We start from the raw sequence: 11962 nt of genomic DNA on the forward strand, positions 1-11962 counted from the left end.
GGTCATATTTTCGAGCTAGCCATGAAGAAAACGCTGTCGTTGGCCACACGCATAGGGCTTAGTTTCGCAGCCATCCTGGCGCTGCTCATGTTGATAACCGCCATCGGCATTCACCGCGTTGCGTTCATTGACTCCACCTTGGAAGACGTCAGCGAAAATGCCGCCAAGGTGCAGCGCTATGCAATCAATTTTCGAGGCAGTGTCCATAACCGAGCCATCGCTATTCGGGATGCTGTGCTGGTGACGACTGATACGGATTTGGCAAAACACTTATCGGAGGTCACAGCCTTGGAAAAGGCCTACTCCGACTCGGCGGCTCCAATGGATCAGTTGTTCAAGGGCGCAAGCGTAACAGGCGAGGAGGTTCGATTACTGAGCGCTATCAAGGACATCGAACAACAAACCCTTAACTCCACCAGGGCGGTAATCTCCCTGCGCCAAGCGGGTGACATACCTGGAGCTCAGGCGCTGCTGATGCGTCAAACGTCTTTGGATTACAGTGAGTGGCTGAAACGCGTCAATGCACTGATCGACTACGAGGAAGCATCAATCAAGGCAAAGCTGGGCGCAGTGCAGGCAACCGCCAGTCAGTTCAGTACGCTGATGCTTATCGCGACAGGTATTGCTTTGCTGCTGAGCATCACGTTGTCGGCTGTAATTATTCGCTTCGTTAAATCCACGCTGGGTGCTGAGCCCACAGACGTTGCATTGGCCATCGAGCGACTGGCAGCTGGTGATCTGAATCAGACGATTTCCACAGATTATCCCGGCAGTGTGATGGGCGTCCTGAAAGACGCGCTAGGCCATCTCGGAGAGACTATTCAGCAAGTACGTAAGGCGGCCCAAGAGGTCAATCACTCCTCCACCCAGTTGTCTGCCGCATCATCGGCTAACAATGAGCAGACCAGCTTACAAACCCGCGAAGCCGAGCAGGTGGCCGCAGCCATAATGCAAATGGCCGCGACGGTTAATGAAGTATCTGGATATGCCGCGCAGGCAGCTGACGCCTCCCGGTTGGCTGATACTGAAGTGGGAAGTGGGAACAAGCTGGTTGCAAGTACCACGCTTGCCATTGAACAGTTGGCAGTAACGCTTGAGCAAACCACTGCTACCGTGAACCAGGTGTCCAAACACAGTGAAAATATCGCGTCAGTGATCGACGTCATCAACGCTATCGCCTCGCAAACCAATTTGCTTGCCTTGAACGCTGCCATTGAGGCAGCGAGAGCTGGGGAGCACGGGCGTGGGTTTGCGGTGGTAGCTGACGAAGTACGTTCTTTGGCCAATCGTACACAGCAGTCGACCGAGGAAATTCGGGAGATGATCAGTACGCTGCAATCGGGTACCGAAACGGCATCCCAAACTATGCGCGATAGTTGCGAGCTAGCGAGCCAAACGGTCACACAAACCCGCAGTGCGCAGCATGCATTGGCAAGGATCAGCGAGCAGGTTGCCGCAATCAGTCATATGAACGCTCAGATCGCGAGCGCCTCCGTGCAGCAGAGTAGCGTGACCGATGAGGTCGCTGAAAATATCAACCGCATTCATGGTTCGACTGTTGAATCTGCCAACGGCGCGCGCCAAGTGGCGGCAGCTAGCATCGAGCTATCAGGTTTGGCGGATCGTCTTACCGCTAAAGTGGCGTTCTTCTCTGCGGCTTAGTGGATTCAGGACAGCTTTTCACTGCTGCGCTGACGTCTATGCGCGACTGCTGGGCTACTCAGAAGTTTAACTGGCGACGCAGGATTCTCGGTCGAAGTAAGACAGAACATGCCAACTTATCTTAATGGGGCTGCTACATGGAGTCTTGCTGAGGGCGTCTGCATGCCGTCAGCGGAGGCTGTTTCTTTGACGTTTTCGAGTGAATGATAGCTGGCTACCTGTGAGCCTCATCCACTTTGAACTAATCATTACCAGCGTCCCCCTAATGCCGTGAAGGTTGCCTCAAGCCCAGGTTTATTCTGGGTTACTCAATCACACACGAAGGTTTGGTGAATCATGAAGAGCGAACAGGTAGAAGGTGTTGTTGAAAAGGTTGCCGGCAAAGCGCAGAGCGCAGTTGGGAAACTGTTTGGTGATTCGAAGCTGGAAGCTGAAGGTGCTGGTCGGCAAGCAGCTGGACAGCTGACACAAACCTATGGCTACGCATTGGACAGCGTATCTACATTCGTTAAAGAAAAACCAGTTGCGGCAATCGCGATTGGTGCAGTTGCCCTGTTGGTTCTAGACCGTCTTTTTCGTCGCTGAGTGAGGAAGAAGGGACGTTCCGACAGGGGCGTTCTCTTTTGCGTTTATTCACCCCCGCCCCCTAGATTTTTCCATCAGTGGGCTTCTGGGGCGCGGGCAGGTATGCACGACTCAATTCCATCCGCGCACCGCGTCTGAATTACTACGGGGCTATTGGGCCACTTAGCTCGTGGAAATGGACACTGGAGAGGCTGTCCCCCAGCATAGAGTCATAATCCCTTAGGGAAATATTTGCTCGCGTTCAAGTAACTACTGCGAGCTGACGCCGAGAGCGTCATGCAATGAATGCATGCTCACATGCGCAACCTCTCCACTTTCTATCTCTATCAAACTCAACGCACCGTCCGAAAAAGAACAACCCGTATCGATATAAACGACATTGCCCAATGCATGCACATGAGGGACTGTCGAGTGGCCCACATATAACCTATCCAAACCTATGATCGCTGCCTGGTTTTGCTGCTCTATTTTTTCCCTGGCATAGAGTGCGGTTTTCAACGCTAGTTGTTGCGTGGTTTCCCCTCGCATTCCACTGATAGCGTCTTTGGCGTCTTGCCAACTATGGGTAGCACAGGAAAGAAACGCTTCAGCATGGACGATGCCGACTTTTCGACCATCCGCTAAGCCGATCTCAATCATTACTGGGAGCGTTTGCAGTGCGTTGTAAATCTCGCTCTGGACACTGGGCGAGAGCGCGTATAGCCACGCTCCGCCGTTTCGCGTGTGCCTGTTGATGTCGCCGCGACCGGAGAGGCAATCCATCAACATCTGTTCGTGGTTGCCGCGTACGCCGTGAAACCAGGGTTCGCTGAGCCACTTCAATACGTCAATAGAGTCAGGGCCTCTATCAATAAGATCGCCCACACAAAACAGGCGATCCTGTTGGGTGTTGAAGTTTACTTTTTCCATGAGTGAAGCAAGTAGCTTGAAGTGCCCGTGAATATCACCCACTACAAAGTCGCGGCCCTTTGAGTTGGATTCAAATACTTCGATGGTGTACATGTTCAGGGCTTCGATGGGGTGGGCACGGGTGAACTATATCATTGCCAACGTCTGCGAAAACCTGGCATTACCCTCAAATCAGGCAACCTGAACTCTCCCTGTCACCCAGCAAAGTTTCATCATTCCCTTCGCCGTTGAGGTCTACGATCTTGCTCAAGAGAGGACCCTCGCGCCTCCAGTCCACAGGGAACTGAAAATGATCTCGAACCTCGTCAAAGTCGTGATGATTGCTGGCACGTTGCTGTTGGGCGCTTGTTCTTCGGGGGCGTCCGGTGTGAGCACTGACCCTTGCTTTTCAGGCGGATGCCAGGCGTTTGGTGACCACAGCCCCAGCAAGGCCGCGAAGATGAATTTTGGCGGCAGTGGGCTGGGGAGCAGTTATGGGGAGTACGGGTCGGGGTTGTTGCATGATGATTGATTGGGGGGGGGGGGGGCAGTCAGTGGCCGCCCTTCATGCGGCGGGCGATCAGGTAGATACCCAGGCCGACCAGCGCCGTGGCCGCGCCGATGTAGCCGGTGCTGGTCCAGCCAAACCCCGCCGTAATCGCCATCCCGCCAAACCATGGTCCCAGCGCATTGGCCAGGTTGAACGCCGCATGGTTGGACGCTGCTGCAAGGCTCGGTGCTTCGTGGGCGATGTCCATCAGGCGGATCTGCAGCGGCGCAGCCAGCGACACCATGGTGCCGACCAGGCCCATGCTCAGCAGCACGCCCCATAGCGAGGACGCCGCGAGGGGGAAGAACAGCAACACGGCGATCGACCACACCAGAATCCAACCCACCGCACGAAACTGCAGGCGATCAAACAGCTTGCCGCCGGCAATGTTGCCGATAATCCCGCCCACGCCAAACGCTGCCAGACCAAATGGAATCCACTGCGGCGATACCTTGGTCACTTCCAGCATGGTCGGCGCCAGGTAGCTGAACACGCAGAACATTCCGGCAAAACCGATCGCCCCAATGGACAGCGCCATCCACACCTGCGGTTTGGTGAAGGCGCGCAGTTCCTTGCGTGGGTCGCTGCGTTGTTCGTCATGGCGATGGGGCACGAATTGCCAGACCAGGGCGATGGTGCACAGGGCGATCACGCTCACCAGCGCGAACGCCGAGCGCCAGCCCAGGTGCTGGCCGAGGAAGGTGGCGATGGGGTTGCCCAGCAGCATGGCCAGGGTCAGGCCCATCATTACCCGCGCCACGGCGCCGGCGCGTTTGTCGTTGGGCACCATGCTCGAGGCGACAACGGCAGCAATGCCGAAGTAGGCGCCGTGGGGCAGGCCGCTGATAAAGCGGAACGCCACTAACGAGCCGAAGGTCGGGGTGAACGCAGTGGCGAGGTTGCCCAGGGCATACAGGCCCATCAGCAACAGCAACATATGTTTGCGCAGCAGCTTGGCGCCGAGGATGGCCAGCAGTGGGGCACCGACCATCACACCGAGGGCGTAGGCGCTGATGGCGTGGCCGACCTGGGGTTCGCTTAAACCCAGGTTTTGCGCGATGTCGGGCATCAGGCCCATGATGGCGAATTCGCCGGTACCGATCGCGAAGGCGCCCACGGCCATGGCAGCTTCCATTTTGGCGGCGCTGCGCGCGGGCAGTACGTGCCCGGGAGTTTGGTGGATAGACATGGATCGCTCTGTATTGAAGGGGTACGAGGGAAAACCGTCGATGCTACGCAAGCAGCGACGAAGAAGTCTAGAACAGCCTTTTGCCTGAGAGTTCCTGCCCTGTGACCTCAGGTCGCGTTTGCCACACTTGACACTCGCGCGTTAAAACCGGCGATTTAGAGTTGTCAATTGGCCAAACGACGCATAAACGCCGTGTGGCGTGATATTCTGCGCGCCGTCTTGGTCTGGTCTTTCCCGGTACGTACACCGTATACGTCCCGGCGTTTGGCTGTCGCCCAGGTAGCTGAAGCCAATAATGATAAGAAGTCAGCGCAGAAGGGACATAAAAGTGAGGTCGATACGTCGGCCTTGTGTGCCCACCCTGCGGTCCCCGAGTGAATGTGTAAACCCCGCGGTGCGTTGCCTGGCGCAGCGTGATTGAGGGTTGCCCATGATCAGGGGCGGTGGGGCGGATGGCGTTTTATCATAGGTGCTACTGATGTTTAAAAAAGTAAACACTGCCCTGCTGGGGCTGGCTTTGTCGATGGGGATCACGTCCGTTCACGCGGAAGAGGCAAAGAAAGTCGATGTGCTGCTGATCGGCGGCGGCATCATGAGTGCAACCCTGGGTGTCTGGCTCAACGAGCTGGAACCGGGCTGGTCGATGGAAATGGTCGAGCGCCTCGATGGCGTCGCCGAAGAAAGCTCCAACGGCTGGAACAACGCAGGTACCGGTCACTCGGCCCTGGCTGAGTTGAACTACACCCCGGAAGACAAGAACGGCAACGTTGAGATCCCGAAAGCGGTCGAGATCAACGAAGCGTTCCAGATCTCCCGTCAGTTCTGGTCCTGGCAGGTCCAGCAGGGCGTGCTGAAGAACCCGCGTTCGTTCATCAACTCCACGCCGCACATGAGCTTTGTGTGGGGCGATGACAACATCAAGTTCCTCAAGAAGCGCTACGAAGCCCTGCAAGCGAGCCCGCTGTTCGCCGGCATGCAGTACTCCGAAGACCCGGTGCAGATCGCCAAATGGGTTCCGCTGATGATGGAAGGGCGTGACCCGAACCAGAAAATCGCGGCCACCTGGAGCCCGCTGGGTACCGACATGAACTTCGGCGAGATCACCCGCCAGTTCGTCGCTCACCTGCAAACCACGCCTAAGTTCGACCTGAAACTGTCGAGCGAAGTGCAGGACATCACCAAGAACGCCGACGGTTCGTGGCGTGTCAGCTACAAAAACCTGAAAGACGGCACCAAGACTGAAACCGACGCCAAGTTCGTGTTCATCGGCGCCGGTGGCGGTGCACTGCACCTGCTGCAAAAGTCGGGCATTCCTGAAGCCAAGGAATACGCCGGCTTCCCGGTCGGCGGCTCGTTCCTGGTGACCGATAACCCAACCGTCGCCGAGCAGCACCTGGCCAAGGCCTACGGCAAGGCTTCGGTTGGCGCGCCACCGATGTCGGTTCCGCACCTGGACACCCGCGTGCTGGATGGCAAGCGCGTGATTCTGTTTGGCCCATTCGCCACCTTCTCGACCAAGTTCCTGAAAGAAGGTTCGTACCTGGACCTGCTGACCAGCACCACCACCCACAACATCTGGCCAATGACCAAAGTCGGTATTCGTGAATACCCACTGGTCGAGTACCTCGCCGGCCAACTGATGCTGTCGGATGACGATCGCTTCAAGGCGCTGCAGGAGTACTTCCCGAACGCCAAGCAATCCGACTGGCGCCTGTGGCAGGCCGGCCAGCGCGTGCAGATCATCAAGCGTGACGAAGAGCAGGGCGGCGTCCTGAAACTCGGTACTGAAGTGGTCAGCTCTGCCGACAATACCATTGCAGGTCTGTTGGGTGCATCGCCAGGCGCGTCCACCGCGGCTCCGATCATGCTGACCGTGCTGCAGAAAGTGTTCAAGGACAAGGTTGCGACCCCTGAGTGGCAGGCAAAACTGCACCAGATCGTGCCAAGCTACGGCACCAAGCTGAACGACAGTCCTGAGGCTGTTGCCAAGGAATGGGCCTACACCGCCAATATCCTGCAACTGCCTACACCGCCTGCGATTCCGCAACAGGCTGCTGTCAAGGCGCCCGAGGCTGCCAAGCCTGCGGCTGAGCCGAGCAAGCCGGCGTCTGACCTGGCGCTGTAAGCCGCTGGCGAGGTCCTGGGTCAGGACCTTGCCGGTAACTAAAAGCCCACTGAACCGGTAACGGCCAGCGGGCTTTTTTGTGCGTGTCTAACGGCGGGTCCGTTCGACAGGCGGCAGTTCAACCGTACGTTCGGCGGCGGCCAGCGCTGCTTTCAAGCCAGCCTGGTCCAGCGGGACGCAATAGGCAGGCTTGCCGCGTTCCAGCCGCCAGCTGTCATCCAGGCTGCCGGCATCCACGGCGTCGAACCCCAGTTCGTCGAGTAGCGTGATGACGCGTGCCTTCGCTGCGGCGTCATCTGCTGCCACTGGCAACGCCCGGCGGTCGGGGGCACCGTGGGGGCGGGCATCCTGTGTCAGGTCGGGAGCGAAGATCGCGTTGAACACTTTGACTACATGTGAATGGGGCAAATGCTCGGCGAGCAACCGGCTGGTGGTGGTTTCGAAGCGATCCAGTACCGGTATATGGCCGTCGCGGTTCGGGTAGTAATTATTCGCATCCATCACGGTCTTGCCCTCCAGCCATTGCGTCGGGACGCTGCGGTAATGCTCCAGGGGAATCGCCACGAGCACCACATCGCCGAATTTGGCGGCGTCGTCGGCACTGCCCACCTGCACGCCGAGTATGCCGCTCACTACGCTGCTCATGGTGTGGGGGCCACGGGAGTTGCTCAACATCACTTCATGTCCGGCCGCCAGCGCCAGTTGGGCCACGGCGCGCCCGATAAAGCCTGCTCCAATAACACCAATCTTCATGGTCTTGCTCCGATGCATGGGGGGAGCGGTTATGATGATTGGCAACCCATTGGCGATAAATTGTCGTTTTGGCGTGGATGTTGTTACTGGGAGTAGGGAATGGTGGATCGCCTGTCGAGCATGAATGCCTTTGTGATAGCTGCTGAGTTGGGCTCGTACGCGAGGGCTGCCGAGCGCTTGGGGATGTCGCCGCAGATGGTGGCCAAACATGTCACCGCGCTGGAGCAGCGCCTGGGCGCTCGCTTGCTTAACCGCACCACACGAAGGCAAAGCCTGACGGAGTTGGGGAGCGCGTACTACGAGCGTTGCAAACATATCCTGATAGAAGCCGAGGCTGCCGATTCACTGGCGCAGATCATGAACGACACGCCGCGCGGCAAGCTGAAAATCACAGCACCCGTCACCTTCGGCTCCTACAGCCTGATGCCGTTGATTACCGGGTTCCTGCGCGACAACCCGGATGTGGAAATCGACCTGCACCTGACCGACCGTTTCGTGGACCTGGTGGAGGAGGGCTATGAAGCCGCTTTTCGTATCGGCCCCCTGGCGACCACCGGTCTGACAGCCAGGCCACTGGCACCTTACCGCCTGGTGGTCTGCGCGTCGCCTGAGTACCTGGCGGCACGTGGTACCCCACAGGCCCCGGCGGACCTTGAGCGTCATGAATGCCTCGGCTACGCCTTCTGGTCGCGGCCGGCGGATCGCGAGTGGGTGTTCTACCAGGCTTCGACGTCTTACAAGGTGCAGGTTGCCAGTCGCTTGCAGATCAATGAAAGCAGGGCCTTGATGTCCGCCGCGCTGGATGGTTTTGGCATCGTGCTCGGTCCGGAAGACTTCTTGCGCCGGGCATTGGCCAGGGGCGAATTGGTGAGAGTGCTGCCGGACTTTGAAGCGCCGAGCCGGCCGATGCACCTTGTCTACACGGCGAACCGCCAGCGTACGGCCAAGCTGAGACGCTTTGTCGAAGCGGTGTTGGGACGCTTCGGTCACCCTTGATGCGTGCTGCTTCAGCAATCCGACAGACACAACCTGTTAAAAAAGTACCCAGGCCTGAGCAGGAGCACGGCTGAAACACGGGGGCATTTTTACCGGTGCAGGTGGTGGGCGATAACGCCCGAGGGGGTTGTATGTTGTTACGTTACGCGGCATTAGCGGCAGTTGTGGTCGCGGCGTCCGGGTGTGTACAGGAGCGCGTGGTGCATGAGCGCCGGCCTGTACAGCGTGAATATGTCGAGGTGATTGCGCCACAACCGCCGCCGACCCAGGTCATCGAAGTCGAGCCTGCCGTACGTGAAGGTTACATATGGTCACGTGGTTACTGGCGCTGGGAAGGCGGGCGCTACGTTGCCGTACACGGCCATTGGGAGCCGGTGCGAGAAGGCTATCGTTATGTGCATCCGCATTGGGTGCAGCGCAATGATGGCTACCACTGGCAGGTGGGTGGCTGGGTTCGTTGAACCCCGACTAGGAGGGCTTCTTTGTACCCAGGAGCCGTACTTCCCGCAGCAGCGCGGCACCGAGTTGATCGGTGCCCAGTTCCTTGTATCCCACGGCCTTGACCTCTCCGTTCTCTTCGGCCTGGATGATGATCACCGGTGTCTCTTTGCCGCTGGCTTCGTCGATGTGAAAAGCGTATTGGGGAATATCCACCTTGATCGGCGTACCTGCGGCCTTGCCTTGCACATTGATCAGGAACGCTGCGCAGCCGGTGTCCACATCCACACTAGTGGCAGAACGCCCGCTGACGAAGCAGCTCTTTGGCAGGTCGGGCCAGATGATCTCGGCCAGGGCGAGGGACGGCGTCAGGGCCAGGGCAGCAAGAAGAAGCGTGCGCACGTGGGGCGTTCTCTCGATCAGGGATTGACGCGATTTTTACCAAAGCCTGCCCCTTGCCGCAATGTTGCCGCTCAGCCCAGACGCTTCATACCCGCTGCCTTGGCCGCACCGAGGTCAAAGGTAGCGGTGTATTCGCACCCGGCGGCGTGGGCGCTGCGCTCTATCAGGCAATCGGCAAAATCGGCGTTGTTGGCCGTGAACCGTCGAAGCGCCTGCCAGATGACTTCGGCATGTTCGACGGTCAATTCACGGGTGCGCAGCAGTGTTTCCAGAACGACGACAATGTCATTTTTGGCGCATTGGTAGCAGCTCTGTAATACCCACACCAGCTCCACCACGGACACCAGGCTGACAAACCCTGGTGAAAGCGTGGTGAGGGATTCAATCAATTCGCAGGCCTTGGGGGATTGAACGGGATCATCCTGGGTGACGTAGCGCACCAGCACGTTGGTATCCAGCCCGATCATCCAGCCTTCGCTCCCTGCGCTGCGATGGCGCGGTTCATGTCGTCAATGGACACGGCCCTTGCAGGCTTCCGGACCAGCCCCTTGAGATCATGGACAGTCTTGCTCGCTGCAATGATGGAAAACTTGCCATCTTCCGTTTCGACGAACTCGACGCGGTCGCCTGTTTCCAGGCCAAGTGCAGTCCTGACTTGGACGGGGATGGTGATTTGCCCTTTTGAGGTAAGTGTGGCGGTCGCCATGGTAAAGATCTCCAGCATGATGCTCCTTACCTTAGGGTAAGGAATGGTGGAGGACAATATCCGTTGGTCCATAGGTCGCTCTTCAGGTGGAGGATGAGTCGGAGTCATGAAAACCTAGTCCGAACTCAGCCCTCCCGCACGCTTACCCATGCCGCCAAGAGATACAAACTATGACCGACCGCCAGTAAAGCCTGGCGGCTGTAAGCAAATTACCTGGCGAGCTCACTGCACTACGCGATAACACGGCACATACGCCGCGCCACCCGGCAACTTCATGCGATGCTGGGCAACGAACGCCTGCAACAGCTCATCCAGTGGCTTCATGATGGCCGGGTCGCCGTGGATCTCGTACGGGCCATGTTCTTCGATCAGGCGAATGCCCTTGTCCTTCACGTTACCCGCCACGATCCCCGAAAACGCACGGCGCAGGTTGGCTGCCAGTTCATGGGGCGGCAGTGCGTGGCTCAGTTGCAGGCTGGCCATGTTTTCGTGGGTCGGGTCGAACGGGCGCTGGAAGCCTTCGTCGATCTTCAGCAGCCAGTTGAAGTGAAACGCGTCGTTGCGCTCACGGCGGAACTGCTTCACCGCCTTGAGGCCGGCAGTCATCTGGCGGGCCACTTCGGCCGGGTCGTCGATGATGATCTGGTAGTGCGCCTGCGCGGCTTCGCCGAGGGTGGCGCCGACGAAGGCGTGCAATTGTTGCAGGTACGGCGCGGCTTGTTTCGGCCCGGTGAGAATGACCGGGAAGGGCACGTCGCGGTTGTCCGGGTGCATCAGGATGCCCAGCAGGTATAGGAACTCTTCGGCCGTGCCGGCGCCTCCAGGGAAGATGATGATGCCGTGGCCCACGCGCACGAAGGCTTCAAGGCGTTTTTCGATGTCCGGCAGGATCACCAGTTCGTTGACGATGGGGTTCGGCGCTTCGGCGGCGATGATGCCCGGCTCGGTCAGGCCCAGGTAGCGCCCGCCGGTAATGCGTTGCTTGGCGTGGGAAATGGTCGCGCCCTTCATCGGGCCTTTCATCACGCCCGGGCCGCAACCGGTGCACACGTCGAGGCTGCGCAGGCCAAGTTCGTGGCCGACTTTCTTGGTGTATTTGTACTCTTCGGTATTGATCGAGTGCCCGCCCCAGCACACCACGATCTTCGGCTCCACGCCCGGACGCAGCGTGCGGGCGTTGCGCAGCAGGTGGAACACGTAGTCGGTGATGCCCTGGGAGTTGCTCAGGTCGATGCGTTGGCTGTCCAGCTCGTTCTCGGTGTAGACGATGTCGCGCAGGGCGCTGAACAGCATTTCGCGGGTGCTGGCGATCATTTCGCCATCGACGAACGCATCGGCGGGGGCGTTCAACAGCTCTAGGCGCACGCCACGGTCCTGCTGGTGGATGCGCACTTCAAAGTTTTTGTAGGCGTCGAGGATGGTCTTGGCGTTATCGATATGGGCGCCAGTGTTGAGGATCGCCAGGGCGCACTGGCGAAACAGGGTGTAGATGCTGCCGGTACCGGCTTCGCTCAGTTGCTGGACTTCACGTTGGGACAGGGTTTCGAGGCTGCCCTTGGGGCTGACGGAGGCATTGATGACTTGGCGTTGGGGCATTCTGATTCCTTGAAAAACGCAGCCACCGCACCTGTCGAGGTGCGATGACGTGAGAATGGTGGGCGCAGGTTA

Annotated in this window: 13 protein-coding genes; 6 read left to right on the forward strand and 7 right to left on the reverse strand. The window is 58.6% G+C overall.

Features of this window, described 5'->3' with window-relative positions; translation table 11 throughout:
* The first annotated feature begins 21 nt into the window (after positions 1-21).
* Both J3D60_RS29595 and J3D60_RS29600 read left to right on the forward strand, forming a co-directional pair.
* Positions 22-1662, forward strand: a complete 1641-nt coding sequence (locus J3D60_RS29595; protein ID WP_053132334.1) for a methyl-accepting chemotaxis protein — start codon at positions 22-24, stop codon at positions 1660-1662.
* Between the two features lie 336 nt (positions 1663-1998).
* Positions 1999-2247, forward strand: a complete 249-nt coding sequence (locus J3D60_RS29600; protein ID WP_253493717.1) for a CsbD family protein — start codon at positions 1999-2001, stop codon at positions 2245-2247.
* A 249-nt stretch (positions 2248-2496) separates the two neighbouring features.
* On the opposite strand, the gene J3D60_RS29605 is transcribed toward J3D60_RS29600, so the two are convergent.
* The gene (locus J3D60_RS29605; RefSeq protein ID WP_253493720.1) at positions 2497-3249 is read right to left on the reverse strand and encodes a metallophosphoesterase; all 753 of its coding nucleotides are present in this window, start codon (positions 3247-3249) and stop codon (positions 2497-2499) included.
* 196 nt (positions 3250-3445) lie between these two features.
* Here J3D60_RS29605 and J3D60_RS29610 point away from each other — a divergent pair, with 196 nt between their 5' ends.
* Positions 3446-3667: a hypothetical protein gene (locus tag J3D60_RS29610; RefSeq protein ID WP_253493723.1), complete on the forward strand. Its 222-nt coding sequence runs from the start codon at positions 3446-3448 to the stop codon at positions 3665-3667.
* A gap of 19 nt (positions 3668-3686) precedes the next feature.
* Here the strand turns inward: J3D60_RS29610 and J3D60_RS29615 are convergent, their stop codons facing one another.
* Positions 3687-4874 (reverse strand): MFS transporter, encoded by a 1188-nt coding sequence (locus tag J3D60_RS29615; protein ID WP_065939319.1) that lies wholly within the window; start codon positions 4872-4874, stop codon positions 3687-3689.
* Positions 4875-5352: 478 nt separating this feature from the next.
* Here J3D60_RS29615 and mqo point away from each other — a divergent pair, with 478 nt between their 5' ends.
* The gene (gene mqo / locus J3D60_RS29620; RefSeq protein ID WP_253493725.1) at positions 5353-6999 is read left to right on the forward strand and encodes a malate dehydrogenase (quinone); all 1647 of its coding nucleotides are present in this window, start codon (positions 5353-5355) and stop codon (positions 6997-6999) included.
* Between the two features lie 87 nt (positions 7000-7086).
* Here the strand turns inward: mqo and J3D60_RS29625 are convergent, their stop codons facing one another.
* The gene (locus J3D60_RS29625) at positions 7087-7770 is read right to left on the reverse strand and encodes an NADPH-dependent F420 reductase (protein ID WP_301294602.1); all 684 of its coding nucleotides are present in this window, start codon (positions 7768-7770) and stop codon (positions 7087-7089) included.
* Between the two features lie 81 nt (positions 7771-7851).
* Between J3D60_RS29625 and J3D60_RS29630 the strand changes: the two genes are divergently transcribed.
* Both J3D60_RS29630 and J3D60_RS29635 read left to right on the forward strand, forming a co-directional pair.
* Complete coding sequence (locus J3D60_RS29630; protein WP_253493730.1) at positions 7852-8748, forward strand: LysR family transcriptional regulator; 897 nt, start codon at positions 7852-7854, stop codon at positions 8746-8748.
* Positions 8749-8879: 131 nt separating this feature from the next.
* Positions 8880-9209, forward strand: a complete 330-nt coding sequence (locus J3D60_RS29635) for a YXWGXW repeat-containing protein (protein WP_065939316.1) — start codon at positions 8880-8882, stop codon at positions 9207-9209.
* Between the two features lie 7 nt (positions 9210-9216).
* Here J3D60_RS29635 and J3D60_RS29640 read toward each other — a convergent pair whose 3' ends face one another.
* The 4 genes from J3D60_RS29640 to ppnN all read right to left on the reverse strand — a co-directional run bounded on the left by J3D60_RS29640 (position 9217) and on the right by ppnN (position 11890).
* A complete protein-coding gene (locus J3D60_RS29640) occupies positions 9217-9588 on the reverse strand; it encodes a hypothetical protein (RefSeq protein WP_065939315.1) in 372 nt (123 codons plus the stop codon).
* 71 nt (positions 9589-9659) lie between these two features.
* Positions 9660-10055 carry a PIN domain-containing protein gene (locus tag J3D60_RS29645; RefSeq protein ID WP_253493731.1) on the reverse strand — a complete coding sequence of 132 codons (396 nt, stop codon included), beginning with the start codon at positions 10053-10055 and terminating at the stop codon, positions 9660-9662.
* Complete coding sequence (locus tag J3D60_RS29650) at positions 10052-10309, reverse strand: AbrB/MazE/SpoVT family DNA-binding domain-containing protein (protein WP_027604204.1); 258 nt, start codon at positions 10307-10309, stop codon at positions 10052-10054. Before J3D60_RS29650 ends, J3D60_RS29645 begins: the two co-directional genes overlap by 4 nt.
* 207 nt (positions 10310-10516) lie before the next feature.
* A complete protein-coding gene (ppnN, locus tag J3D60_RS29655) occupies positions 10517-11890 on the reverse strand; it encodes a nucleotide 5'-monophosphate nucleosidase PpnN (protein ID WP_027604203.1) in 1374 nt (457 codons plus the stop codon).
* Positions 11891-11962 lie beyond the last annotated feature (72 nt).

Origin of the sequence: Pseudomonas sp. S3E17 (assembly GCF_024168685.1) — a bacterium.
GTDB lineage: Bacteria > Pseudomonadota > Gammaproteobacteria > Pseudomonadales > Pseudomonadaceae > Aquipseudomonas > Aquipseudomonas marginalis.